The 25,910-nt window shown below is 57.6% G+C and carries 27 protein-coding genes; 16 read left to right on the plus strand and 11 right to left on the minus strand.

Annotated features, from left to right (window positions below):
• Nucleotides 1–75: 75 nt before the first annotated feature.
• Complete coding sequence (locus tag VN622_15610; GenBank protein ID HWR37287.1) at nucleotides 76–969, plus strand: dihydrofolate reductase family protein; 894 nt, start codon at nucleotides 76–78, stop codon at nucleotides 967–969.
• A 115-nt stretch (nucleotides 970–1,084) separates the two neighbouring features.
• Here VN622_15610 and VN622_15615 read toward each other — a convergent pair whose 3' ends face one another.
• Nucleotides 1,085–3,433, minus strand: coding sequence for an APC family permease (locus tag VN622_15615; protein ID HWR37288.1), 2,349 nt, complete (start codon nucleotides 3,431–3,433; stop codon nucleotides 1,085–1,087).
• A gap of 431 nt (nucleotides 3,434–3,864) precedes the next feature.
• Here VN622_15615 and lnt point away from each other — a divergent pair, with 431 nt between their 5' ends.
• The 5 genes from lnt (at nucleotide 3,865) to VN622_15640 (ending at nucleotide 9,074) form a co-directional block, all read left to right on the plus strand.
• Nucleotides 3,865–5,421, plus strand: a complete 1,557-nt coding sequence (lnt, locus tag VN622_15620) for an apolipoprotein N-acyltransferase (GenBank protein HWR37289.1) — start codon at nucleotides 3,865–3,867, stop codon at nucleotides 5,419–5,421.
• A 24-nt stretch (nucleotides 5,422–5,445) separates the two neighbouring features.
• Nucleotides 5,446–6,550 (plus strand): peptide chain release factor 2 gene (gene prfB / locus VN622_15625; protein ID HWR37290.1). Its coding sequence is split into 2 segments (ribosomal slippage): nucleotides 5,446–5,514 and nucleotides 5,516–6,550, totalling 1,104 coding nucleotides; the frame shifts between segments, so codons are not numbered across the junction.
• 53 nt (nucleotides 6,551–6,603) lie between these two features.
• Nucleotides 6,604–7,323, plus strand: a complete 720-nt coding sequence (locus VN622_15630) for a cation transporter (protein HWR37291.1) — start codon at nucleotides 6,604–6,606, stop codon at nucleotides 7,321–7,323.
• 85 nt (nucleotides 7,324–7,408) lie between these two features.
• Nucleotides 7,409–8,608 carry a hypothetical protein gene (locus tag VN622_15635; protein HWR37292.1) on the plus strand — a complete coding sequence of 400 codons (1,200 nt, stop codon included), beginning with the start codon at nucleotides 7,409–7,411 and terminating at the stop codon, nucleotides 8,606–8,608.
• A gap of 55 nt (nucleotides 8,609–8,663) precedes the next feature.
• Nucleotides 8,664–9,074, plus strand: a complete 411-nt coding sequence (locus VN622_15640) for a CoA-binding protein (GenBank protein ID HWR37293.1) — start codon at nucleotides 8,664–8,666, stop codon at nucleotides 9,072–9,074.
• Nucleotides 9,075–9,125: 51 nt separating this feature from the next.
• Here the strand turns inward: VN622_15640 and VN622_15645 are convergent, their stop codons facing one another.
• Together VN622_15645 and VN622_15650 are read right to left on the minus strand one after the other, a co-directional pair.
• Nucleotides 9,126–10,499, minus strand: coding sequence for a replication-associated recombination protein A (locus VN622_15645; protein HWR37294.1), 1,374 nt, complete (start codon nucleotides 10,497–10,499; stop codon nucleotides 9,126–9,128).
• A gap of 31 nt (nucleotides 10,500–10,530) precedes the next feature.
• Complete coding sequence (locus tag VN622_15650) at nucleotides 10,531–11,343, minus strand: RNA methyltransferase (GenBank protein HWR37295.1); 813 nt, start codon at nucleotides 11,341–11,343, stop codon at nucleotides 10,531–10,533.
• Between the two features lie 176 nt (nucleotides 11,344–11,519).
• On the opposite strand from VN622_15650, the gene VN622_15655 reads away from it, so the two are divergent.
• Both VN622_15655 and VN622_15660 read left to right on the plus strand, forming a co-directional pair.
• Entirely contained in the window at nucleotides 11,520–12,161 is a 642-nt protein-coding gene (locus tag VN622_15655; GenBank protein ID HWR37296.1) for an L-threonylcarbamoyladenylate synthase, read from the plus strand.
• Nucleotides 12,158–12,769: a YdcF family protein gene (locus VN622_15660; protein HWR37297.1), complete on the plus strand. Its 612-nt coding sequence runs from the start codon at nucleotides 12,158–12,160 to the stop codon at nucleotides 12,767–12,769. Before VN622_15655 ends, VN622_15660 begins: the two co-directional genes overlap by 4 nt.
• Before the next feature lie 73 nt (nucleotides 12,770–12,842).
• On the opposite strand, the gene VN622_15665 is transcribed toward VN622_15660, so the two are convergent.
• Nucleotides 12,843–13,004 (minus strand): hypothetical protein, encoded by a 162-nt coding sequence (locus tag VN622_15665; protein ID HWR37298.1) that lies wholly within the window; start codon nucleotides 13,002–13,004, stop codon nucleotides 12,843–12,845.
• A 424-nt stretch (nucleotides 13,005–13,428) separates the two neighbouring features.
• The gene (locus VN622_15670) at nucleotides 13,429–14,220 is read right to left on the minus strand and encodes a DUF92 domain-containing protein (GenBank protein HWR37299.1); all 792 of its coding nucleotides are present in this window, start codon (nucleotides 14,218–14,220) and stop codon (nucleotides 13,429–13,431) included.
• Between the two features lie 154 nt (nucleotides 14,221–14,374).
• On the opposite strand from VN622_15670, the gene VN622_15675 reads away from it, so the two are divergent.
• Together VN622_15675 and VN622_15680 are read left to right on the plus strand one after the other, a co-directional pair.
• Nucleotides 14,375–15,250 carry a Ku protein gene (locus VN622_15675; GenBank protein ID HWR37300.1) on the plus strand — a complete coding sequence of 292 codons (876 nt, stop codon included), beginning with the start codon at nucleotides 14,375–14,377 and terminating at the stop codon, nucleotides 15,248–15,250.
• Nucleotides 15,251–15,375: 125 nt separating this feature from the next.
• Nucleotides 15,376–16,623 carry a YncE family protein gene (locus tag VN622_15680; protein HWR37301.1) on the plus strand — a complete coding sequence of 416 codons (1,248 nt, stop codon included), beginning with the start codon at nucleotides 15,376–15,378 and terminating at the stop codon, nucleotides 16,621–16,623.
• Between the two features lie 110 nt (nucleotides 16,624–16,733).
• Here the strand turns inward: VN622_15680 and nhaR are convergent, their stop codons facing one another.
• Entirely contained in the window at nucleotides 16,734–17,633 is a 900-nt protein-coding gene (nhaR, locus tag VN622_15685; GenBank protein ID HWR37302.1) for a transcriptional activator NhaR, read from the minus strand.
• Between the two features lie 124 nt (nucleotides 17,634–17,757).
• Between nhaR and raiA the strand changes: the two genes are divergently transcribed.
• From raiA to VN622_15715, 6 genes are all read left to right on the plus strand, one after another.
• Entirely contained in the window at nucleotides 17,758–18,132 is a 375-nt protein-coding gene (gene raiA / locus VN622_15690; protein ID HWR37303.1) for a ribosome-associated translation inhibitor RaiA, read from the plus strand.
• Between the two features lie 81 nt (nucleotides 18,133–18,213).
• Nucleotides 18,214–18,633 carry a nucleoside diphosphate kinase regulator gene (gene rnk / locus VN622_15695; GenBank protein ID HWR37304.1) on the plus strand — a complete coding sequence of 140 codons (420 nt, stop codon included), beginning with the start codon at nucleotides 18,214–18,216 and terminating at the stop codon, nucleotides 18,631–18,633.
• 432 nt (nucleotides 18,634–19,065) lie between these two features.
• Nucleotides 19,066–19,881, plus strand: a complete 816-nt coding sequence (locus VN622_15700) for a hypothetical protein (protein ID HWR37305.1) — start codon at nucleotides 19,066–19,068, stop codon at nucleotides 19,879–19,881.
• 253 nt (nucleotides 19,882–20,134) lie between these two features.
• Nucleotides 20,135–21,451 carry a cation:proton antiporter gene (locus tag VN622_15705; GenBank protein HWR37306.1) on the plus strand — a complete coding sequence of 439 codons (1,317 nt, stop codon included), beginning with the start codon at nucleotides 20,135–20,137 and terminating at the stop codon, nucleotides 21,449–21,451.
• An 80-nt stretch (nucleotides 21,452–21,531) separates the two neighbouring features.
• On the plus strand, nucleotides 21,532–21,828 hold the full coding sequence (locus VN622_15710) for a UBP-type zinc finger domain-containing protein (protein HWR37307.1): 297 nt from the start codon (nucleotides 21,532–21,534) through the stop codon (nucleotides 21,826–21,828).
• Between the two features lie 136 nt (nucleotides 21,829–21,964).
• Nucleotides 21,965–22,234 (plus strand): hypothetical protein, encoded by a 270-nt coding sequence (locus VN622_15715; GenBank protein HWR37308.1) that lies wholly within the window; start codon nucleotides 21,965–21,967, stop codon nucleotides 22,232–22,234.
• 141 nt (nucleotides 22,235–22,375) lie between these two features.
• Here the strand turns inward: VN622_15715 and VN622_15720 are convergent, their stop codons facing one another.
• The 5 genes from VN622_15720 to VN622_15740 form a co-directional block, all read right to left on the minus strand.
• The gene (locus VN622_15720; GenBank protein ID HWR37309.1) at nucleotides 22,376–22,972 is read right to left on the minus strand and encodes a tetratricopeptide repeat protein; all 597 of its coding nucleotides are present in this window, start codon (nucleotides 22,970–22,972) and stop codon (nucleotides 22,376–22,378) included.
• On the minus strand, nucleotides 22,969–23,709 hold the full coding sequence (locus tag VN622_15725) for an ABC transporter ATP-binding protein (protein HWR37310.1): 741 nt from the start codon (nucleotides 23,707–23,709) through the stop codon (nucleotides 22,969–22,971). Before VN622_15725 ends, VN622_15720 begins: the two co-directional genes overlap by 4 nt.
• Before the next feature lie 8 nt (nucleotides 23,710–23,717).
• Complete coding sequence (locus VN622_15730) at nucleotides 23,718–24,893, minus strand: FtsX-like permease family protein (protein ID HWR37311.1); 1,176 nt, start codon at nucleotides 24,891–24,893, stop codon at nucleotides 23,718–23,720.
• A 68-nt stretch (nucleotides 24,894–24,961) separates the two neighbouring features.
• On the minus strand, nucleotides 24,962–25,471 hold the full coding sequence (locus VN622_15735) for a DUF2318 domain-containing protein (protein ID HWR37312.1): 510 nt from the start codon (nucleotides 25,469–25,471) through the stop codon (nucleotides 24,962–24,964).
• Between the two features lie 112 nt (nucleotides 25,472–25,583).
• Nucleotides 25,584–25,904, minus strand: a complete 321-nt coding sequence (locus VN622_15740) for a hypothetical protein (protein ID HWR37313.1) — start codon at nucleotides 25,902–25,904, stop codon at nucleotides 25,584–25,586.
• Nucleotides 25,905–25,910 lie beyond the last annotated feature (6 nt).

Below are 25,910 nucleotides of genomic sequence, written 5' to 3' on the forward strand. Positions count from 1 at the left end.
GCTGGTATGCAGGTGCGCTAGTATTTCAGGTGCGGTCGCCCTGGTGTACAACTTCACTCTACTGGTACTGAGCCAATGAAAGACTTCGAAATCCTTTTCGACCACGGTGAACGTTCCGAGTTGCTCGATCCTGTGTACTCACCCTACGGGCGGCTCGGCTTTCCGACTCCACCGGCCAACCGGCCCTGGATCTACGCCAACTTCGTCCAATCGCTCGACGGCATTGTTTCGCTACTCGGTTCCAGCGCGTCCGGTGCAGACATCTCCCACTCAGAGGAGGATCGCTGGCTTATGGACATGCTCCGAGCGCACGCCGACGGCGTGTTGCTCGGTCTCGGCACGCTGTTGCAGGAAACTGCGCTAGGACGGCCACGTAAGCGCGGCCCTGTCTTCCGCATCATGGAAGAGCCGCTTCAGCAGCTCCGCGCCAAGCTGCATCGCGGTCGCGAGAGGAACATCTTTGTGACCGCCTTCGCCAAATTCCAACTCGATGATTTTGCCGTCTTCGACGCCGAGCGCGTCGATCCCATCATCTTGACGACGGCCGAGGGCGCGGATCGCCTGGCCCCACAGCTAGCCTCGAAACCGGGTGTGAAGATTATCGTTGCAGGCGGGCAGGGAAGGGTGGACCTCCCCCTTGCCATGCAGAAACTCCGGCACGACCTGAACATACGTTACTTGTTGTGCGAGGGCGGTCCCATTCTCTACGGAAATATGATTCGCGCCGATCTGATCGATGAGAAGTTCCTGACAGTATCTCCGGTTGAGGTTGGCCAGCAGGTCCCCCCGGATCAGCCACGTCTTGAGGGTCAAACGGCCCAAATCCGCCCGACGATTCTTGACGGCCCGGGCTTCCGCTCCGATGAACTCCGTTGGTGGACGTGGGTGAGCTGCCGCAAGGTAGGCGACCACCAGTTCAATCGCTACCGTCTCAAGCGAAGAGCAGCGGATATCAGCAGCAGTGAGTAGACAGGGTGTTGAGCGGCCCGAGGAGCCAGGAACAGTGGTGATAAGGGTTAATGGATTCTAAAACAAACGCCCGCGATCGTCGCAGGCGTCTCCCCAAGCGATTCACTAGACTGCTTTAAGGCTCTACGACCGGCGGCTCTTCATGTTCTTTGCCATCGCTTGCCGGGACGGTTCTGCCCGGTAACACTCCCTGCCCGAGTACATGTCTGTGAGTACGCTTGTCTTCCAGCTTCTTCAACTCACGGACAATGCCCTCGCGGTCGTTGGAGGTGTAATCCCGTGCGAACCGCGTCAGTGCCATCGTTACCAGGTCGGAGTGGTGAACGCCCTCCAATCCCTTAAGTCGAGTAACGTCCAGCCAGATCCTGTGGACCAGATGTACATCTTCCGTCCGCATCGCGGGCGTGTGCGGGCCAATGCGGAAGGTATCCACCTCGCCGTCCGGACGCACCACCTGGAACAGCATCTGCCGCTTCGGTTCCGGCATAGCTTCCCAGGCGCGACCGAGGTAGAGAGCCTGCTCCTGTGCGGTCATCTTGCTCGACAGTCCCGCCACGATTGCCGACGACTCCAGCGCATTTGCCGTCTGTACAATGGCCGACCACACATCGCGCGCCGGAACTACCAGCAGGTCGATATGTTTGCCATAGCTCTCGGCCACGCTCACGGCCCGGGTAAAGAGTGTCTGCTCGTAGTCGCTGAATATCTGATCCATCGAAAGATCGAACTCGGCGGAACCGGGTCCGGTCAACCTTGCCGCGAGAACGACGACGTCCTGGCCCTCGGAACTTCTGTTCGTGAGCACCCACTTCAGGTGGTTGAGCGTGTTGTAATCGCGCACGGCCACCAGGGTGCTGCCCGGGCGAATACCGACGGTTTGCGTATCGACACTGTCCCGATGCAGCAACTGGAAGTGTTCCTTCATGCTTGCCTTGTTATCAGCAAACTTCCGCATGTTGATCCGCTCGGAAACCGTAAAGATCACCAGGAAAACGCCTGTAAAGATCAGGCCGGAAACTGTCGCGATCGACTTTGTAAGCAGATTCGTAATTGCTATCGCCAGCAGAACCAGGAACACCGAAGCCAGTCCGACCGGGATTTCAACGCTGCCGATGCGCAAGTTCGGCGGCATCTTCCAGCCGCGTTCGCCCTTGTACTTGAAGCGCAGCACCAGCATGGAGAAGCTGTTGAACGTGAAGCTCCAGATCACGCCAAATGCATACGCTTCGCCGAGCAGGTAAACGTCGCCTCGACTGCCAATGATCGTGAGTATCTGCATTATCACGATCATGTTGATGATGCGGTAACTTGTGCCAAACCTCTTTTGGGGCTTGCGGAACCAGTCGGTCAGAACGCCGTCTTCCGAAATGCGGTTCAGCACGCCATTGGCGCCGATGATTGACGTGTTGATCGCGCCAGAGAGCATCAGGAAGCCAACGACCACCACGAAGCCCTGGAAGAAGAGCTTGAGCAGTTGCGGCCCCCACATGCTCATCGCGAGGCCGCTAATCAGGTTGTCTTTGTATATCGTGAGCCGAAGGTCGTCGGGCACAAGCATTACGCCCAGCAGCGTTACCAGTCCCGTAAACATAAGGCTGTAGACGCCAATAACGATTGCAGCCTTTTTGAGGTTTAGAAGCTTTGGATGGGCCAGTTCACGGTTCACCTGCGCCAGAGTCTCTTCGCCGCTCATGGCCAGCACAGAGTGGCCGAACGCCACCAGGATGCCGAACAGCCCTATCGTCTTTGCCCAGTCCGTATGCTTCAGGAACCCAAGCGATTCCTCACTGAAGTGCAGGTTGGACGGGATCGGCGCCGGCGGCAGGTGTATGCCCACCTTCAGCAGCGTTATGAACGACCAGCCAAGCAGGATGACGATCATCACCGTGACAATCTTCATCACGTTCAGGGCTTTTTCGGTCGACTCCTCGATGCCCTTGGTGTTCTGCCACCAGTAATAGATCGTCATGGCGATAGCGAACGTCATCGCCGCGTAGTTCTCGTTCAACTGCCATGCGTACGGAAAGAAACCGTGCTGGTGTGCCGTATTCAACAGGTCGTTGAACAGGCCGCTGATGTAGTGTCCGGCGGACACGCCCGAGATCGGGCCTGTCAGGATGTAGTCGAACATAAGCGCCGAAACGCTGACCTTCGCTAATCCTCCCCCCAGCGCTTCTTTCACCACCCGGTAAACGCCGCCGCGTACAAACATCGAGCAACTCTCGACGTATACCGCTCGCACCGTGAAAGCGAACAGCATTACTCCCAGGATGAACCAGGGCGCAGCCTTGCCCACCGCCTGTTCGGCGATTGGACCGGCATAGAAAGCAGAGGAACCAAGATCGTTCAGGACGACTGCGGCAGCTCGCCAGAAGGAAATGAAGGTAAGCATTACCGAGGTCGCAACTACAATGCGGACTCGATTCGTCGTATTAGGAGGCGTGGTAGCCTTCGATTCAGCCATGGGGAATTAAAAGCAAAAAAGAAACGCCGGCAACATTCACGGCGCTATCACTTCCGAATCGGCGAGTTTACGACTTCGCCTGCTCTTGGGTCAATGTCGCTTCACGAGGTGACGAGCGCTCGGATACGCCCCGGGGTTCTCTGTAATCTCTCAGATGCGTAAGCCTCAGAAGGATTCCTGCCGGACGTACCTTCCACGACCACATCATCAAAATCTTTGAATACGAAGATAAAGTACAGATATCAGCACGAGCACGTGCTTTGCGTTTTCAGTTAACCCCCTGCACGGTTAGATGTCAACCTTAAGCTATTGCGTGGCTGTGATTCCGCACGTTGGTGCGATCCGTTCCTGGGGTGGCATCCCTGCTTTGCTACACTTGCCCGGTGAAGCGTATTCACAAAAGCGCATGGCTGTTGGCCCTCAGCTCCGGAGTGCTGCAGATACTTATCTTTCCAACTCCGGGCCTCTACATGCTTTGCTGGGTAGCCCTAGCGCCTTTGATCTACGCTATCCTGCGTGCCCGTGAGCAAGATGCCGCCGAACTGCTCGCCAGCGATCCCACTTCGTACCTAGCTCCCGCCACGACTCGACAGGGCTTCATCCTCGGATACGTTAGCGGCGTCATCTGGTACTTCGGAAGCTGCTACTGGGTGTACCACGTCATGCACTTTTACGGAGGCCTGCACCCTGTGATCGCCTTCGTCTTGTTGCTGCTGTTCTCGCTTTACCTCGGTCTGTACCATGGCATCTTCGGCGCGCTGCTTGCGTGGGCAGCCCAGTCCCGCACAGGTTTCAGCCGGCGTGCTCTGGTCCTCGCTCCATTCCTCTGGGTCTCTGTCGAGCTTGCCCGGACCTATATCACCGGATTCCCTTGGGATCTGCTTGGGACGTCGCAGGTTGATAACGTCCCACTCGCCCGGATTGCCACCGTCACCGGTGTTTACGGACTCTCCTTCGAGATCGCACTCGTCAACGCGGCCTTTGCAGCCGCGTTCCTGGTCGTGCGCCGAAATCGAAAGACAATGCTTCTGGCGGCACTCACCGGAGCCATCGCGCTCCAGGCGGGCCGCTGGGTGCAGCCTGAACCTGTGCCAGCGGACTCAACGGCCACTCTCGTTCAGCAGAACATTCCGATCTCGGACGACTGGAACTACGCTTCCTACGATCGCCTGCTGCGGGAACTCGGCGATCTGAGTGTCCCGGCAACAGCACCTGGCGGAACGCCCGGCCTCATCATCTGGCCTGAATCGCCCGCGCCCTTCTTCCTCAACGATCAGCGTTTTGTGGAATCCGTCAGCGATATTGCTAAGCACGGCAATGCGTTCGTCGTTGCCGGCAGTCTTGGCGTCCGCGCTGTTGCGAAGGGCGAGCAACCGAACGATGTGTATAACTCTGCCGTTCTCGTCAGTCCTTCCGGCAACATAGCCTCACGCTACGACAAAGTTCACCTCGTCCCCTTCGGCGAATACGTCCCCTTCGCCTCTTTGCTCTCATTTGCCCAGGCACTCACGCACGAAGTCGGCAACTTCTCCGCCGGAGCCGAACGCATTCCGCTGGACCTCGGCCATGCCAAGGTCGGCGTCTTTATCTGCTACGAGTCGGTGTTTCCGGCCGAGATTCGCATGTTCGCTGCTCACGGCGCGCAGGTCTTCGTAAACATCTCCAACGACGGATGGTTTGGAAACTACGGTGCCCCCGAACAGCACCTCAACATGGCTCGTATGCGCGCCATTGAGAACCATCGCTGGCTGCTGCGCGCTACCAACACCGGCATTACGGCCTCGATCGATCCTTGGGGACGCATCGTCGCCCGCGCCCCACGCAATCGGCGCACCGTTTTGCAGGCGCCCTATTCGCTTATCGGCGAGAACACGTTCTACACCCGCGCAGGCGATTGGTTCCCTATCCTATGTGCGATAATTTCCATCGCAGGGCTGTTCTTCCGGGGCCGTACTCGCGCCGAAATGGCCGAGCCTCAGCCCGTCTAACAGTTCCATTGGGAGTTTTATTTCATGGTTGACGAGCTCGAACAGGAATACGCGGCACTGAAGGACAAGGTTCGCGAGCTTCGGGAGTATCTTTGACGCGCCAAAACTGCGCACCCAGCTCGAAGCAGTAGAGAAAAAAGTCGCCGACCCAAACTTCTGGTCCGACTCTGAAAATTCACAGAAAACCATGCGCGAGCGCAAGCGGCTTGAGGACGGCATCTCGACCGACAGCGAACTCGCGCGCCGTGTAGAAGACATCGCCGCCTACTTCGAACTTGCCGGCGAAGGCGAAGACGTCAGCAGCGAACTCAAGCGGGAGCTCGAGGAGCTTCGCGAGCGCGTGGACAAACTCGAGACCAAGACGCTGCTCTCCGGCCCCACGGACGCCAACAACGCCATCGTGACCATCCATCCCGGCGCTGGCGGAACCGAGTCGCAAGACTGGGCTGAGATGCTTCTCCGCATGTATTTGCGCTGGAGTGAGCGCCAGGGCTTTGAGGCTGTTCTCAACGACTACCAGCCCGGCGAAGAAGCGGGGCTCAAGTCCGCAACGTTTAGCGTCAGCGGCGAGTTCGCTTACGGCCTCCTCAGCAGTGAGATCGGCGTGCATCGCTTAGTTCGCATCTCGCCCTTCGACCAGGCCAAGCGACGCCACACCTCGTTCGCCAGCGTTTTCGTTTCTCCGGAAATCGACGAAAACATAGATATCGTTATCAAGCCCGAGGACATCCGCGTAGATACCTACCGTTCAGGCGGCGCGGGCGGTCAGCACGTCAATACCACCGACTCCGCCGTCCGCATCACGCACTTCCCATCGGGGATCGTTGTGAGCTGCCAGAACGAGCGCTCTCAGCACAAGAACCGCGACCGAGGCTTCAAGATTCTTCGTTCCAAACTCTACGAGTACGAACTTGAGAAGAAGCGCGCAACCAGTCGCCAGATCGAAGATACCAAGCTCGATATCGATTTCGGTTCACAGATACGCTCTTACGTCTTACATCCGTATCGCATGGTCAAAGACCATCGGACGAAGTATGAGGTGGGCGATGTAGACAGAATCCTTGACGGCGATCTCGATGGCTTCATCCGCGCATACTTGCAATTGCGGCGCGCCGAAACAAAAGCATAAGCAGTTTTGCAGGCTGCTGAAAAACTAGATTTTTTCGGTCGTTGAGGTAAGTCGTGGGTCCTAAAACTGAAAACACGAACGCGACTCTCGACTCGCGACTCTCGACTCGCGACCGCGCCATTCACCGGGGACGCCGCCTCGAGTACCTCACGATTGCCTGGAACTCTCTCGAAGCAGTCGTCTCCATCATTGCCGGCTTTATCGCTGGCAGCATCGCTCTCGTCGGCTTCGGTCTAGATTCCGTTATTGAGACCTCTTCCGGGGCAGTCATGCTATGGCGTTTCCACGGCTCCAACGAGCGTGACGCCGTGCGTCGCGAGCGGGCCGAGCGCATCGCATTACGTTTGGTCGGGCTCAGTTTCCTTGCCCTGGCTGCTTATGTTCTGATCGACGCCGGACAGTCGCTCATCACCCGCGAGGCACCCGACTCCAGTGTCGCCGGGATCATCATTGCCGCGCTGTCGCTGGTCGTCATGCCTGTGCTTGCGCGCAGCAAGCGTCGCGTTGCCTCCGCACTCGACAGCGGAGCGATGCAGGCCGACTCGCGCCAGACAGACATTTGCGCGTATCTCTCGGCGATTCTTCTGCTCGGCCTTGGTCTCAACGCCGCCTTCGGTTGGTGGTGGGCTGATCCAGTCGCTGGATTGATTATGGTGCCCATCATCGCGAAGGAAGGCATCGAAGCCGTGCAAGGCAAAACCTGCGCGTGCCACGACGGACTCGACCCGGCCACCTCCATCGCCAACTGCAACTCAAGCTGCGATTGCCACTGAACAGATCGCGACCCTAGACTTCACCCATCAGCGATTTGGTACTATCAGGCGCGCTCTTGCAGTTCCGGGCCGCCGAGGTTTACCTATGGCACGCATGATCGACCTGATTCGGCAATCGGCCGTACCCGCTAACCTCATGCGGACTGCCGCACGGGGCGCGCTTGCGTTGCCCGCGTCCGAGATGGCTGAGATCCTCGTGTACCTAGCCGCCCACCCCATCTTCGGCCAGCAGGCCCGAATGACGCTCGCGGCATGGGACGAGAGTTCCTCGCTTGCTCTCGCCGCCGATGCAACAACGCCTGCTGAGGTTCTCGCGTACCTCATCGCGCCACGGAACGTGCGTCCGCCGCTTCTGCCTGCGTTATTGGAAAATTCCTCGATTTTCGAATCGCAATTGCTCACGCTCGCCCAGGTCGCCTCGCAAGATCTCGTACATGTCATGGTCGCCAGCGCGCGAGTGCGCCGCTCAAGCAACATCCTTCGCGCACTCGAAACGAATCCTGCTCTCGACGTGCCCGAGCGTGAAAGCGTTGCGTCCGCTCTCCATGCGCTCAGCGCCACGCAATTGCCCGCATCTTCAAACGAATCTGCCGACCCGCTTTCGTGCGAAGAACCTTCGCAGTACGAACTCGATCATGCAGCGGAAATCGCGGCCGAAGAAGGAAAACCATTTGAGCTGGTGCGCGGCGATTCAGACGAAGAAGATGAACTCGCGCAGCTTCTGCCAGTGATCCAGGCGACAGCTTCCTCGGTCCCGTCTGCCCGCCAACCTGCGGCCCAGGCGCCCGTCAGTCAACCTGCGCCGGTTCAAGCGTCTCCTGCACACGTTACATCCGCGCCAGTCGTTGCGGCGGAGCCGGAGCGAATATCGACCTTGCAGAAGATTGCGCGTCTCGCCGTCGGAGAACGCGTACAACTCGCAATGAAGGGAACCAGGGACGAGCGTTTCATTCTCGTGCGGGACGGCTCCAAGGTTGTCTGCGTAGCCGTGCTCGAATCGCCCAAGCTGACGGACAGCGAAGTTGAGACGTTTGCTGCCATGAAGAACGTCCAGGAAGCCGTGCTGCGCTCCATCGCCGGGAAACGCAAATTTTTGAAGAACTATGCTGTCATCCGAGCGCTCGTCAATAATCCTCGCGTGCCATTCGATATAACTTTGCCGCTGATCAGTCACCTGCTCGCGAATGATCTGAAAAATCTGAGCATGAACAAGAACATCAGTGACACACTCCGCAAACTCGCGTTGAAGCAGTTCAAGGACAAAACAGAGTCGCGCAAAAGTTAAGCCCATTGAGTCTGACACGCGGCCGGTAGAATAGACTCAACGAGGGGTGAACAGAATGCCGGGAAGCGATCCCATCACCGATGTACTGAAGCGAGCTAAGACCATCGCTGTTGTCGGACTTGCCGACAACCCGTCGCGCCCGAGCTTCGGCGTTTCTTCTTACATGCAGCAGCAGGGATACCGCATCATCCCCGTGAACCCCGGCATTCAGGCGGCTCTCGGCGAGAAGTCGTACGCCTCGCTCCTCGACATCCCAGACAAAGACAGCATCGACATCGTCGATGTGTTCCGCCGTCCCGACGCGGTCCCCGAGATTGTCGATCAGGCCATACGGTTGAAAATCCCAGTGCTCTGGTTGCAGGAAACCGTTGTACATGAAGAAGCCGCGCAGCGAGCTCGCGACGCCGGCATCTTCGTCGTCATGGACCGCTGTATCCTGAAGGAACATCGCGCCCGAATGCGCTAGATCCGCCGCTCCAGGCGCGCGGTTTCGGGATCATTGAAAGTTGGATTCGCTTTATTGAGAACTGGATTGGCCGGAGTCGTCGCGCTTGGCGCGGGCTTTCAATCGCGCAATTTCCTGCATGCGGTCGCGGATGCGTTTCTCCACGCCTTCGTTGGTAGGGCGGTAGTACACGCGGTTCTTCAGATTGTCAGGCAGGCACTGCATGTCCGCCACTTTGTCTTCCAGGTCGTGGGCGTACTGGTAATCCTTGCCGTATCCCAAGCCCTTCATCAGCTTCGTGGGAGCGTTGCGAAGATGCAGCGGTACCTGGTCGGCAGCCGTTTCTTCTACGTCGCGTTGCACCGCGCCATACGCCGTATAGAGCGCGTTGGACTTCGGAGCCACTGCGAGATAAACCGCCGCTTCAGCCAGTGCCAGATTTCCTTCCGGCATGCCGATGAAGTCCACGGCGTCGCGCGCTGCAACCGCTAATTGCAAGGCATGAGGGTCGGCCAGTCCGACGTCTTCGACGGCCATGCGCACCAGTCGCCGCGCAACATAGAGCGGGTCTTCACCGGCTTCCAGCATTCTTCCCAGCCAGTACAGCGTCGCGTCGGGATCGCTGTTACGCACCGACTTATGTAGCGCGGAGATGATGTTGAAGTGCTCCTCGCCAGCTTTGTCGTAGCGCAGAATGCGCTTCTGTAGCGCGTCCTGCACCATGCCCATCGTGATTGTGCCACCGCTTGCGCCACCTGCGGCCTGCACTGCCAGCGTCGAAGCGATATCCAGAACGTTGTACGCGCTGCGCGCATCGCCGCTCGCGTAAGCCGCGATTTTCTCCAGCGTTCCAGCTTCCGGCTTCAACTGCAATTCGCCAAGACCACGCTCTTTGTCTTCCAACGCGCGCTCAAGCAGTATCGTGATTTCCTCTTCGCTCAACGGATTCAGCGTGTACACACGGGTGCGGGAGAGCAGCGCGGAGATGACTTCGAACGACGGGTTCTCCGTCGTCGCGCCGATCAGCCGTATGCCTCCACTCTCTACGTAAGGAAGGAAAGCGTCCTGTTGAGCCTTGTTGAAGCGATGGATTTCGTCGATGAATACGATGGTTCGCGTACCAAACTGCCGGGCCTTGTCGGCATCGACCATCACCTGCTTGATTTCCTTGATGCCTGTCATCACCGCCGAGAACTCAACGTAGTCCGCGTGTGTTCTCCGGGCGATGATCTTCGCCAAGGTGGTTTTGCCGACGCCCGGCGGTCCCCAGAAAATGATGGAGCCGGTGTCATCGCGTTCGATCTGCACGCGCAGCGGCTTACCCGGACCAAGAATATGTTCCTGCCCGACGATCTCGTCCAGGTCGCGCGGGCGCATGCGGTCCGCCAGCGGACGCGACCGGTCCACTGGTTCGTCGAAATCAGGGATTGCGCGGAATAGGCTCATGCTTCCGTGCCTCTGTGTCTCCTGTGCGTGTTCACCCGCGGCGTTGGCGCGCGGCTTCGTACAAGACAATCGATGCTGCGATGCCCGCGTTCAGCGACTCCACTCTCGGCGACTGAGGAATGGCGATGGTCTCATCGGCTGCTCCGATAATGTCCTTCGGGACCCCAGCGCCCTCACTGCCGACGAAGATAGCCAGGCCACCGGTGAGGTCGGCTTCATCGAGCGGCACACCTTTGTGGGACGATGTCGCGAGTATGCGCATTCCGCGGCCACGCATGGTCGCGAGGGCATCGGCGGCCGGTACTTTCAGCACTGGAAGCCGGAAAAGGGAACCGGCGGAGGCGCGTACCACTTTCGGGTTGTAGGCGCTCACGGTCTTCTCGGCGAGGACCACGCCCGCGGCTCCGAAGGCCTCAGCTGAACGAATGATGGTGCCGAGGTTTCCGGGATCTTGAAGTCCGGCGGCGGCCAGTATGAGCGCGTCGTCCGAGCGCAGAACATCCTTGAAGTCGAAAGACTTCAGCTTGACTAGCGCTGCGATTCCTTGTGGAGTCTCGGTAGGTACGGCGCTCTGGAAGACCTCATCTGGAACCAGCAACAACTCGACCTGTGCGGCGAGTTGGGGCAGCAGCTTCTTAGCTCTCTCCTGCGCCGACTCGCTCACGAACACGGCTTTAAACCGCAATCCGCTGCGAATGGCCTCTTCGATGATGCGTACGCCCTCGATGGCGCAGTAGCCGTCTTCCGTGGTCTCGGCGTGCGTAAACGCCTTTCGCAGGTCCTTCACCAGCGAGTTCTGCCGGCTGGTAATAGGCCTCAGGCGGTCTTCAAACCCGGTACTCATTCAGGGAACCTTTCGTCGCGGGCTCTTGCGCGCACTCGCCGAATCATCATACGCTGAAGCATCAGGCTGCGTCGCCGCGCAGCCGCGTTGCGTTCCAGTCGCAGATTCTTGCGGCACACTGTAGGATGTGTTAGTTTGCGCTCGCCGAAGCGACTGATCGAAAAGGACAGAAACGGTTGCATCCCGAAATTATCAAAGTTAATTGCGACACTCCGGAGCAATCGCTGATCACCTATGCAGCCGAGCAAATACGCTCGGGCAGGGTGCTTGGCATGCCGACCGATACGTTTTACGGTCTTGCCGTCGATCCCTTCAACCTCCACGCCGTTGAGCGCGTTTATGAAATTAAGGAGCGCGGACGCCACAAGCCACTGTCTCTGCTCATTGAGAGCATCGAGCAGGCGGAACAGATGGCCGACGACCTGCCCGACGAGCTTTATGGGCTGGCCGAACGCTTTTGGCCCGGACCACTCACCATCATCGTGAAGGCGGCTCCGCGGCTGCCACTGAAGGTCACGGCAAATACTGGCAACATTGCAATTCGCGTCCCTTCGGCGGCGATCCCGCTTGCCGTTATACGCGCAGCAAAGGTGCCGATCACGGCTACGTCCGCGAACCTGAGCGGCGCCAGCGAATGCACCACGGCGGAAGCCGTCAAGGGTCAACTGAAGGACCGTGTTTCCGTCATAGTGGACGGAGGCACATCTCCACGTAGCGTGCCCTCGACCATCGTCCATCTTGATCGTCGCGGATGGAAGTTGATGCGCGAAGGCGCGATAGCCAAGCAGGCGATCGTGGAGTTGCTCGGGACGGAATGATTCTGCCGAGTTCAAAAGCTAAAGGGCGCCCATGGCTGCGGTGGTTTCTCTCCCTGCTTCTGGGCGCTCTTATAATCTTCTACCTCGTTACGTGCCTGCGCATCGTCCACCAATCCCAAATCGACGAAGCGCGCCGAGCCGACGTGATCATTGTGTTTGGCGCAGCGGAATACGCGGGCAAACCTTCGCCTGTATTCCGCGCTCGTCTTGACCATGGCTACAGTCTGTACGAGCGCAAGCTGGCCCCGGTGGTGCTCACGACGGGAGGCGCAGGCAACGATCCCTACTACACCGAAGGTGGTGTTGGTCGTGATTACCTGAATGCGCGCGGCATCAGCGACCGTCACCTCATCGCAGAGACTCAGGGCGACAACACGGCAGAATCGGCCGAGCGCGTTGCCATCATCATGCGCGCCAACGGCATGAAGGATTGCGTTGCGGTGAGCGACGCCTACCACCTCTTCCGCATCAAGCAGCTCATGGCGCGCCACGGGATTACGGTGTACACGTCGCCGCGTCCGCAGATTCCCATGACCACATGGGTTCGCGTACAAACTGTGCTTCGCGAAGCGCTCAGCCTTACGCTTTGGAAACTGCACATAACGTAGCCGCGATTAGCCGCCGAGCCGCGGAGCTGCTCAGCCGCACGCTAAGACAGGAACGCCGGTTCAAACGATGCCATTACTTGCTTTGCGTGGGCTGGACGAATTCCCAGTTGCCGCGTCCGCATAGGTTTTTGCAGGTGGGAAGTTCCTGACCGGCGGTGAACTGCACGGGTGTTTTGCAGACGCTGCACCAATAGATTCCAGACTCGGGGGCGGTTGTGCCAGGCTTGTTTGCCATCAGATATAACTCCGTAAACAGTGATGAATATTAGTCGAGCGAGCGAACGAACCATACTAAATGGCTAGCGGCGTTCGGGGGAACTGTTTCCATTTTGGCGTGCAATAAGTGTGAGTTGTCGAGTTTTGTCTGCAAAAGATCGGAGTCGCGCCTGTAGGTGGGCGCGTCAGGATGGTACAAATGTGAACGGCGCAGCCGGTAGGCCGCGCCGCACAGTTCATCTCAGAGGGTGCCTCCCCCGGCACCGGTTCTTCAAGAACCACAAGCAGAGTACATCAAGTACCTGCCACGTCGCCATAAAACTGATTTCTGTTCTGATTTCGGAACAGGAGAAGCGGATAGCAGACATCAGAGGTCAGACGACAGACCTCGGACGGCAGATCTCGGACGGCAGGACTTATGACGGAACCTTGGTGCAGCCAGTTCATGACAGGATGAGCACTGCCGCGAGGGCGAGGCAAGCGGCGAAGACCGTGCTGAGGAAGTTCACTGAATCGTTGCCGAGCCGACCCGGGCGCTCAAGAGTGGCACCGAGCAGACTGTCGAAAAACATTCCGAAGATGGCGGCGAGGGTGGCAATGAGGAATCCTCGAAAATCAACGAGGCGCAGCCATTCGCAGGTGAAGGCGATGATTACGGCAGCCATGATGCCGGCAACGGAACCGGCGACGCTGATGCCGCCGTTATCACCGATGGGCGCGGAACGGAGATTCGTGATGAGGTAGGCGGGTCGGCGGAGTGCCTGGCCAATCTCGCTGGACACGGTATCGGCGGCGGCTTCGGCGAGGGCGGCGGCCATGGCAATGTAGAGCGCGTCCTGGGCGCGCCAATACAGGGCGGCGGGTGCGGCAACCATTGCGGCTGCGAGAAGATTGGCGAGCACCTGCGATGCTTTGCGTCCGGCGCGAGGTTCGGCCGTTCCAAGCTCCTGCTTTCGGACGTAGCCGAAGCGGGTGGCAACCGTCGTGAGCACGAAAACCATCATGACGGCTAGAAAGCCCGGCGCGCCGGCGGCAAGGAAGATCATGAACGTTACCGCGGCGCCGGCGATGGCGCCAGAGGCGGTGACGGCGCGAACACCGTAGGCCACGAAGGCGAAGGCCAGCGTAAGGCCCAGGGCAGGAAGGGTGCGAGATGCAACCAGCGCCCAGCCCTGTTGCAGGACCGCAACGAGGGTGGAGATGCTGTTGGCGACATCGCTGCGGATGAAGGTCATTGCGAGTTGACGGTCTGTGCTGCCGCGGCTTAACAAGGCAGTACGGCACAGCAAACCGTGCAGCGCATCCTAACAAGAGTTCCCCAACTGTACAAACAGCACACGCCGGTAGGTGTGCGCATGGGGTACGCGCCAAGGTGGACTCGAGGAGAATATGGCAGCTTCGGTTTGGTCCGGTTATCTGACGTTTGGCCTGATTTCAATGCCGGTACGCTTATATTCAGGCGCACGCGGTGAGCGTGTCTCGTTTCATATGCTGCATCGCGACGACATGTCTCGCATCAAGCAGCAACTCTACTGCCCGGCCGACGATCGCGTCGTGGAACGCGACGAGATCGTGAAGGGATTCGAGTACCGCAAGGGCGAGTACGTTGTGATCGAACCGGAGGAGATCAAGAAGATCGAACCCAAGACGGCGAAGGCCATGGAGATCCTCGAATTCGTGAAGGCAGACGAGGTGGATCCCCTCTACTTCGAAAGCTCGTACTACTTGCAGGCCGAGGAGGCGGGTAAGCGTCCTTACGCGCTGCTGGCGCGGGCGCTCGAGGATACCAACTACGTGGCCATCGCGAAGCTGACGATGCACAATCGCGAGTACACGGTGTTCCTGCGTCCCTACCAGGGCGGGATGATGCTGCACACCATGTATTACAGCGACGAAGTGCGGCAAATGGAAAACTTCGGAGCCGACAGCACGGAGCTTAAAGACGCGGAGGTGAAGATCGCGCATCAGCTCATCGAGGCGCTGGCTGCGAAGTGGGAGCCCGAGAAGTATTTCGACACCTTCCAGAAGAATCTCAAGGAACTGATTAAGGCTCGCCTTGAAGGCAAAGAAGTGACCGAGGTCGAGAAGCCGGGCAAACCTGCTCCGGTTGCGGACCTGATGGCGGCGCTGAAACAAAGCCTGGCGCAGATGGAGGGCCAGAAGAAAGGCCCGCAGCGTGTTGAAGCCGCGCAACGGCAGGAAGAAGCGCAAGCGATCGGGAAGAAAGCTCCAAGAAAAGCTTCGCGCCGACGGACGGTGGCTTAGGACGGGAGGCGCGTTCGCGCAACGGCAGCAGGTTGTTCCTCGCTGGATTGGCCTTCCGCCCTGCTTCCTTTACAATATAATTTTCCCGTCTTCTGAACCTATTGAGAGTACCGGGCGGAGTGCGAATGAAACCGATCTGGAAGGCTGCGATTGTGGCCATCCTGTTGTCCAGCATGTTGTTAGTCGGCTGCGGAGATGCGTACCGTCCCGTTGCTATTCCCATCTCGCAGCCCGGAGGGGACCCGGACTTTCCTGACTTCGTGGTTGCCGTGCAGCAGAGCGCGAGTAACCTTGCTGGCAGCATCACGGTAATCAACGTAAGTGGCGACACGAACATGGGCAACAAGCCGATGGGCGTCGGCCCCGTGCAGGGGGCATTCGATGGCATCTCGCAAATCTTTACTGCGAACCCCTCGGACGACACGGTGACGGTCACAGGCGTTACAGCCTTCACGCTCACAACGGTTACGCTACTCGCTGGGTCGCATCCGGTGTTTGTTACCGGCCGAGGCGTCAATATGTTCGCGGCGAACTCGGGCGCGAATTCCGACTGCGGTTCAGGATCTGTTTCAGTGATTAGCGCAACACAGTTGACGGTAACGAAAAATATCTGCGTCGGAAGCGACCCAGTATTCCTGTTGCAATCGGCGGACGCGACGAGGCTCTTTGTCCTGGACAAGACGGATAACAACGTCACCGTCATCAATACCCAAAACAACACAGTGGTCACCACGATTCCGGTGGGTACCGCGCCGATTTGGGCTACGCTCAGCCCGGATAATAAGTTCGTTTATGTACTGAACCAGGGCAGCCATAGCATCAGCACGATCACGGTCGCAGACAACACGGCACTCGGCACTGCCGTGGATACGGGCGGCACGTTGCCGAACCATATGGTGCTGGACAGCAAATTCAATCGCTTGTACACGGTGAACAAAGGCAGCGCTGACGTGAGCGTCTTCGACGTCTCGGTGCCGGTGCCGGTATCGCTACATGCCCCGATTCCGGTTGGCGCATCACCGGTTGCCATCACTGTGCTCGCGGATGGCTCACGTGTGTTCGTGGCAAACTCTGGGTCCGCGACCCTGACGGAGATCAACGCGTCAAACTTCCTCGCAAGCCCGACTCCGCTTACGGCTTCGACCGCCTCCGGTGCGACCGTGACGTGGGTGGCTTCCTCGCGAGACGGCAAACGCGTATACGCTTCGTTTGTAGAGCCCTCGAACCTGACGAACGGAACAGCGGTGTTTCGCACCACGGATAATCAGCTAGCCACGACGATCAATGCAACGCCACAGAACGTGACTTGCGTTCCATCGACAACGACAAGCTGCCCTCTGCAGCGGCCGGTATATCTTTTCGGAAGTAAATAGCTGCAGGGTTAGGTCGAGAGTAAAAGCAAAAAGGGACGGATTGGAATCCGGCCCTTTTTGCTTTTCGCAAAATCACTGGGTCCATTTTAAGGCTGAATGAACGAATCTATCTATCGAAAGAGCTGTTGCCGTGCGGAGTCGCATATCGCGACCACTGCGGGATGCCTCAACTTCCGTTCCGCCGAGATAGCATAGAAATACGTGCGAACTTCATCGGTCATTCCGATGCGTCGAACCCTGTCTTGCCGCTTCAATTGTTTCTCAAATACCGATGGCACGGGAAACACTGCGGTGCCAGCCTCTCCAAATGCGCGGAGCAGGGCGTAGTCTTCGAACTCTCCCACAATCTGCGGGAGAATTCCTTTCGAATCGAACCAGTAATCAAGGTTTCGTCTGAACCCGGTATTGTCGGTAGGAAGAAGCATTGGCACGCCATTCAGGCACTGGGGGAACGTGCCCTTCACTTCTTTTGCGACTGACCCTACGCCGACAAATGTGATGCCACTATCTCCGAGCGGATGGTTGTATGCGCGAACCTTGACGTTAGGATCGGCCGGAGTATCCGAAAGCACCACATCCAACTCAAGAGTTGCGAGGCGAGCGATCAACTGATCCGCGCTGGCTTCACGGCAAACTATTCGCACGGACTCGCGCAATTGCATCGCTGGCTGTATGAGCCAGTGGGCTATCATCTTGGGCAGCACATCGACAATCCCTATGTCGATACGAATCGGCCTGCCAGTCGGCCGATTTCGGACGGTGTCCATCAACTCGTGCCCCAGCGCGAAGATGTCTTCGGCGTAGTCAAATACGGTTCTGCCCATATCGGTCAGCACGAGCTTTCGGCCCGAGCGGTTGAAGAGCGGCTCGCCGAAGCTGCTTTGCAACTCGCGAACCTGTGCGCTCACGGCGGGTGGCGAGATGCGCAACTGCTGCGCGGCCTGGTTGATGCTCCCTGCACGCACCACATTCCAGAAGTAGTACAGGTGGTGGTAGTTAAGCCACTCCATGTGTTCCTCCGCACTGACCGGCAAAGAAGAAACCGTAAACAATATCTTAACCAACAAGGAGGTATTCGGTCATTTTTTCTCATCGTCAATTCCCGTAAGGTTTGGCTTGAGAGAGGTGATACGCATGAATATTGAACTTCGAGTTCACAACAGCGACGTCGTTCAGATGCTTCGGCAATATGTCGAACGCCGCCTTCGATTCTCTCTGAGCAAGTTTGGTGATCGCCTCAGTCACGTTGCCGTGCACATTTCTGAAGACGGTACCGAGGTCAAGAGTTGTCGAGTCAACGTTGAAGCGGTTCCGTTTGGGGCCGTTTCCGCGGAAGCGTCAGATTCGGATGTCTTCGCCGCGATTGATCGCGCAAGCGGCAGGGTGGCGCGACAGATCGGGCACAAGTTCCAGCGCGCGAGGGCGCTGCAAAACGAAGCACCCCGGAGTCAGCACGGCATCAAGGGTGCAGACAACAGAGCTGTCGCTCGCCGCTTGAAATCAGCGTAGCTGGCGCACAACTGCGTTGCGAGGCAGTAGTTGTAACTTCAGGCACCGGTAGAGCCGGTGTTCGGATAAGGAGTCATGGTTATGAATCAGAGGAGAATTGTTGTCACGGAACGCGATATGGAGAAGCTGCAGGGGCTGATCGATGCCTCGCGTCTTTACGGCAAGCGCGACCAGGCGCACTTGGACCAGCTCGAGCAAGAGTTAGACCGGGCGGAGGTGCTGGGGCGCAACAAGGTTCCGAGTCAAGTTGTGACCATGAACTCCCGGGTGCGGGTGACGGACCTGGATTCCGGCAAGGAGTTCCTGTACCAGATTGTGTTCCCGCGTGACGCCGATATTTCGAACAACAAGATCTCCGTGCTGGCGCCGATTGGAACGGCGCTATTGGGTTATCGCGTCGGCAGCGAAATCGAATGGAACGTTCCGGGGGGTACACGGCGCTTGCGAATCGATGCCGTCGAGAAGCAGCCCGCAATCGAAATGAAGAAGGCCGCTGTGTAGGAGGTGTGTATTGATAAGCGCTGAAAAGGCGGCACCGACTGGAAGCGGTGCCGTGCTACGAGCTGTTGATGGATGTCTGCATCAGCACTTGCCAGACGCGGATGCCTTTTTGCTCGATGGTCGAACGCTTGCGTTTTTGCGAGATCGGCTCCAGGGAACGATGAATCTCGTCTTTCTACTGGGGTCCGATCAGTCGCTGGGTGCTGAAGCAAGGGTTAATGCAACGCATTTGCAATCTGAGCTTGCGATGATTGAGCGCCTGCTCCGAACAGAAAGGCGTGGACGGGCCGAACCTAAATCTGCTTAAAAAATCTAAAGTAGTCGCTGTCGGGCGTTTTCCCGATGTCGATACATCGGATGAATGGCTGTGGAGGGGTTGTGCACCAACGCGATGGCACATGCGAGTTGGCTCGTTTCTTTCGAAAGCTGAGCGTGGCGAAAACACGGCTTTTGATCGTCAGCTACGAAGGCCTTGTGGCCGAGGCGATGCGCAAACCCACCCAGCGTTTCGGACGCGAGACTCCGCATCAACTGCTGGACAACATCCAGCAAAGGGCGTCAACCCGCGTCATCATCTTTACGGAGCGGCATTTCAAGCGATTGGCTGAGGAGATTGAATTTCGTCCACTGCCGGAGATTTGGGGAGTTGGCGGCCTCGAACGAGTGATGCCCGATGGCAGCTACGACCTACCGCGTTTCGATGCCTGGCAGCTGCGGGGTCTTGCCGAATCCGACTACATGGTGGACAAGGCCGGACTGCAGCGATGGGTTGAGCATAAGCCGGGAGGCTCTGCCTTGCGGCTGAACGGAATAGAGTACGACGCAGGACTGGAACTGAAACTGAAGATATGGCCAGAATGGTCGGACATCGCGAAACGATACAGCCTGGCACTGTTCGATCTTGGCGACAGTATCGAACTGCGGCTTCCGGCGCGAAGCCGAGCGGAAGCTATCAAAATGATTCTGCTTGAGACACCAACCAATGTTCCCATCGCATATCTTGGGAGCAATCAGTTGGACGCGTTCGGATTCGAGATGTCCAGGTATCGCAGCTTGAACGTGATGGTAGGAGACCAGAGGGCCAACACGTCTGCGAATGTCCGTCTGCGCTCGCAGGACGAACTATTCGCATTTCTCCAAAAGTGGATGGAGTGCTGCACACGCGCGCGAAATGAAGCTATTGGCCATGCGCGCTGCGGACTCGAATGTGCAAAAGTCGAAAGGATCTCTTCAAGCTGGAGTTCCTGATACGTAAATCGGAGCGGCGGCGCGAAGGTTGTTCGCCCGCCGCTTCTGCCTGACCCTGCAATCAACAAGTAATACAAAAGCGATAACGACTGGGACTCTACTCCTGCTATGCGTGACTTTATCGTCACACGCTGCGGGGCATCATTCAGATCGACATCCCCATCAGTTAGGGACAGAGAGCCGCACCTGCTGTTCGCAATGCGCGCCAGCGAATGTAGCTAAGCAACTCTGATTGATCGAGGCACCCGTGGGGATGCTAGGTTGGTTTTTCAGCGTGGGGCTTGTATTGTGCGCGATGGCGATCGCGTCCACGCTCATTCAGCGTCTTCCGCTGTCGACCGCCATGCTTTACCTGCCATTGGGCTGGGCCTTGGGGCCTAATGGCATTTCCGCCGTGAATCTGCACATCGTTCGCGATGCCGCGATCATCGAGCAGGCAACCCAGGTTGTGATTCTCATATCGCTGTTTTCGGCTGGGCTGAAAATGAGAATCCCGCTCACTAGCCGTCTGTGGCTGCTGTCCTTCCGCTTAGCTTTTCTGTCGATGGTTCTCACCGTAGCTTTGATTGCGGTTGCAGGAGTAATTCTGTTCGGGCTTCCATGGGGTTTCGCCATACTGATAGGCGGAATGTTGGCGCCCACCGATCCCGTTCTCGCCTCGGACGTCCAGGTGGAAGATCCCTATCACCTGGGAGCAGTGCGTTTTGGACTTACGTCGGAGGCCGGCCTCAATGACGGCTCGGCTTTTCCATTCGTCATTCTCGGATTGATGTTGCTGACCGGGCCATTCGGACCGGCGGCCGGACTGCGGTGGCTTTTGCTGGACGTCTGCTGGGGAGTGGTTGCCGGTGTTGCCGGCGGATTCGTGGTGGCCATGCTGGTCGGGAATTACATCCTTCACCTTCGGAGGATTCACCACCAGGCATTTGGCCTCGGATATTTCCTTGCACCGGGACTGATCGCACTGAGCTTTGCGTTCGGCAGCCTGCTACACGGGTACGGATTTCTTTCCGTATTCACTTCTGCGGTCACCCTGCGCTGGATTGAAATGAACGAGAGCAAGATCGGCGAGGTCCCTCGGCTTCCATTGGTTTCCACGGACCGTGCCATACAGTTCGAAGCTGCCACCAACGCCGATACTGCGCCGTTGTTTCTCGTCGAGGTTTTGCTTCAGTTCACCAGTCAGTTGGAGCAGATTGGAGAGCTCGTCATCGTAGTCATCGTCGGTGCTCTGCTAACCCGGCAGGCATTCACACTTGATGCCGTCCTTCCCCTGCTGCTGCTCTTCCTGGTGATACGGCCGGTAGCGATCTTCGCCGGCCTGGCGGGATCGCGCTTGGGGTTTGCGGCGAGAGGACTCATAGCCTGGTTTCGTATCCGGGGAATCGGCTCACTGTATTACCTCGCGTACGCCATTCAACGCGGATTGCCCGTGAGTAGCGTTCCGTGGGTAGCGAACAACGTTCTTGCGGCCATTGCAATGTCGGTGGTGTTGCACGGAATCACCGTCACGCCGATCATGAACTGGTGTTCAGCCCGCCCGCGCGTAGGTATGCAGATACGCACGTGAGCGAAGCGCATTGCAGAAACCGTGACAGGCAAACTACGAGGCTGAAAGTACCGCAAAGCCAATATAACGGAGAAACGTCAATGAGCGCGGAATGTACACATCTCGATCATATAAAGATCACGAGCTCAAACAATCATAAGTGTGAAGAGTGCGTTCGAATGGGAGACACATGGGTTCACCTGCGGCTCTGCTTAGAGTGCGGAAATGTTGGTTGTTGCGATTCATCAAAGAACAGGCATGCCACAAAGCATTTCCATCGCAGCAAGCATCCGCTCGTGCGCTCCATCGAGCCAGGCGAGAATTGGGTGTGGTGCTACGTGGACGAGATTGCCCCTGGAGAATTGCGCCCGCAAGGCTTTGTCCGCATGCATGGTTGAATTTGCACGATTGCGCGCGGACGTCCGGCGGTCACGGCTTGCAATCCGCCCTGGTTGAGCGCCTGCATCATGCGAATGATTCTGAGCCTTCGCACCTCCGTGGTCGCAGCCGCATCCTACTACCCGGAGTGCAGCTATGCTTAAACGAAAGAAGCGCGAGCACGATGAGCTTGGACCAGACTCGGCCGGGCAGTCTGGCGATCTTCAAGAGATGCCTGATGTGGCCGAAGCAGATTCCGAGAGCGTGGAAGAACTAGTCGAAGAAGGAAACGCATTCGAAGCCGATGTTGTAGAGGGTGTCGAAGACGCCGAAGACCCGGACGTATCTGAGGTGACTACGCGGGAGATTCCTGAGGACGATGTCCCAGGCGAGTACCGGGACGAAGATGATGATCGCGTCGCATAAGGAAGTCGCGTAAAGAATAAACCGCGTCAAGACTCACACACAAAAACCGCCGAGATTGGCAACTCACATTTGCAGCGGAGGACCCGCTTCTTTCCTATAAGCCGCACAAAGCTGATCCTTCGCTTGTTCGAAAGACGTTGGTTACGCGCCACCGGACTTCAATTGCTTTATCAGCCCCTCTACGCGCTGTCGCTCGGGGTAATCAGGAAATCTCTTCAACAATGACTCCCAAGTTTCTATTGCGCCCTGAACATCTTTCTTCCCTTGCCATTTGACGATGCCGACATTGAACAATGTTTGTGGATGGTTCGGCTCATCCCTCAGGGACTGCTCATACTCCTTCAGCGCTTCGTCGGCATTCCCCTCGTACCACAAAGCCGTTCCGAGATCGGTTCGTACGTCGACGTCACCAGGCCTGACCTCGAGAGATTTGCGGTAGTAATCAATCGCCTTCGGATAGTCTTTGGAGTCGAAGTAATGGTTTCCGATCTGCGCAAGGAGCTGCGGGTCGCGAGGAGTCTGCTGCAGTTGGCGCAGCATTGGTGCGACGGTCGCATTGGCGTTTTGTTCTGTCGGATTTTGCGCCGTGGACGAGACGGACGTAGTGGAGGGCTGACCGGAGCCACGCACGAGATAACCAAGCGCGAACCCAACGACAAGAGTAATCACGGCGAGGATATATGCCTGAGATGCAGGCCAGTAGCCTTGGAGCGTGTTTGTTCGTGCTTGGCGGTTCATACGTGTGACTCCTTTGCAGCTGTGTAAGATATCGTGTTCGTTGCAGTTGCACTATGAGGTTCTTCGCACGGACACTCAAGCCGGCCATCGCGAATGAAGAGACTCCTATGTGCTTCGCGTGCGTTCTCCGGGTTGTGGGTAACCATGAAGATTGTCTGGCCCCCAAGGTTCAGTTGCCGGAACAAACGCATAATGTTCTCTCCGGTTTGGGTATCCAGGGTTCCGGTAGGCTCATCCGCAAGCAACAGCGGTGGATCGTTTACGAGGGCTCGTGCGATGGCAACGCGGCCTTGCTCACCACCCGACAACTGGTTCGGCAATCGTTTCGCTTTGTCGGCCAGTCCGACGCGGTCAAGCAGTTCGAGCGCCTTCTGTCGTTTCTGCCGGGTTGTCTTGCGAATAGGTGCCAGCGGCAACATTACGTTCTCAACTGTGCTGAGGTACGGCATCAAGTGATGTTGCTGGAAAACGAAGCCCAGGTATTCGCGCCTGAAGTCTGCCAGCTTGGCATCGCTCAAACTGTATACGTCGAGTCCATCGATATGAACAGTTCCGACCGTGGGCCTGTTCATCGCGCCGAGCACAGTTAAGAGCGTGCTCTTCCCCGAACCGGATGGACCCATGAGCGCCACGAACTCGCCCTCGGCGATTGATAGATTGACTTCGGACATAACAGTTGTCAAAGACTGTTCTGATCCATAGCTCTTGCCAACGTTCTTCATCTGAATTAATGACATTCGAACCTCTACACGTATCGAACGGCGTCTGATGGCTCCATGCGGGATGCACGAAGAGCGGGATAGATGCTGCTCGACATTCCAACTACGAGCGAGCTGGCTATAGACGCAAGCAATACGATGACGCTCGCACTGCCTTTCATTCCCGAGTCGGTGAAGTAGGGTAATGCCAGGCGGCCGGCGGCCGAACCCACGAACCAACCGAGGAATCCACCGACGAAGCTGATGACCGCGATCTCCGTCAAGAACTGCTGCACGACGTGCATGCGGCGGAAGCCCAGCGCCCGGAGGACGCCGATTTCCTTCGTACGCTCTACGACAGAAGAGGTCATGGTCGTAAAAATGAGTAATGCGCCGATCAGAAGGACGACAGCCGAAATGACAGAAGAGAATTTCGTCAGCCGATCCACCATCTCGGTTCGGGCGCGGACAGCTTGCTGAATAGCGGACACCTTCGCATTGGGTAACTGCTGCTGGATCTGCGCAACGATGTCATCGATGGGGCATCCCTTACACAGGGCGCTCACCTCAATCAGATCCAAGTGGCCCTGCTTGTTGGCTAGTTCCTGGACCTGGCGCAGATCTCCAAAGATCATGCGATCTTCGGGGCCACCCGTATCGCCGATCACTCCGGCGATACGGTGCTGACTTCCGGCGATCATGACCGAACGCCGGAGCAGGTGGAGTTCATCGCCGGGAGACGGCTTCCCGTGTTGGTGGCCGGCGTCGTCCACCTTATCCGGGATGTGAACCGCCCCAAGCCGTCTGGCGACTTCAAAACCAACAAGCAGGTCACCGGCATTGGTGGGTTGATCGCCAGTGATCCGCCACCAACGCTTCAACCTCAGCTCACTCTTGAAATCGACGCCGGCGATCAGTGTCTGCGTGCCCTCAACTTCAGCCACACTCAACACCTTCGGTGCGATGACGCTTAGCCGTGAATGATATGCAATTGAGCGGATGCGCTGCACGTCATCGTCGCGCAGCTCTTGAACGTCGAAGGTCACTCCTGGAATTGCCACGCCGCCGTAATCGAGCGCAATGTTATTGGACTTCGGAGCGATCACAATGTTCGCCCCGAATTGATCGAGCTGTGAGCCGATCTCCTCTTGGATTGCACTCGTCAAAGTAAGCAACGCAACGATAGTAGCTATCCCTATGGCGATGCCAATCGACAGAAACATCGCTTTTCCTGGACGGCGCCGGAGATTAGCGAAGGCGATACTGCTTACACGCATGATTCATGTCCTCGCTAGAACAGCCCGGAATGTGCCTCTAGATCGGCGGCGGCGATCAGCAGGCTATCGCCCTGAATCGTGCGATGAATTGCGCTCGGATTACATCCGCCCGTTACCTCGTTTACGTCCTTCGATGCAAAATGCTGTCCGCACTTCCTGCAAACCATGTCGTCGCCCTGCTGCTGGTATCCCTGCTTGTCTCGGTAGCAGACCTCGCAGGCGTCGGCCGCGGCGCGGTATACGCCATCGGAACTCTTCATAACAAAGAAGCGAACGTTCGTGTTTTTCTCTGTCTGGTATTCGAAGAATGACGCTGTTGGACCGATCTGTGCCAACGGGATACGAACGATTCCGTTCTGGGCAGTTACCTTGGGCGTCGATGACGCCGAGGACGCCGGGCCCGCTAGTACGACGTAAGCAATTAGAGCTATCGCAATCGCCGCGCCGATAGATAAAGCAAGCCAGCGTGACTTGCTAGAAGTCGTTGAAGAAAACTGTTCGCGTTTGTCGGTGCGATTAGACATCCGTTCTCCTTGTCAATGCGGGCCGGCCACGTGCGATGCCAGGCGCCAAAGTTCCAAAATCTCACGAGGGCGGGGAAGTGCAAGCGGGTGCGGTAGCGCACCCGCTTCCAAACTATTGAGCTGCTTTAATCGTCGTGACCGTCAGAGCCTTGCCTGCGAGGTTTCCGGTTACAGTGACCTTTTTGCTGGCAAGCTCGCTGAACTGCTCCTGGTTTCCCTTTAGCTCGATGACCTTGCCACCGGAGACGACAACATACTTGGCTCCATGCTGCACGCATTCACGAACACACTCGGCGTTCGTTTTGCCGGGCATCATGTGCTTCTTCGTACACATATCGTCCGTGAGCACACCGGTGAACGTTGCCTCGGAAGCGAATCCGGAGAGACTGAGAGCAAACGCGAGAGTAGCGAGGGCAAAATATTTCGTTTTCAAAATTAG

Source organism: Clostridia bacterium, from assembly GCA_035561135.1.
Taxonomy (GTDB): Bacteria; Acidobacteriota; Terriglobia; order Terriglobales; family Acidobacteriaceae; genus DATMYA01.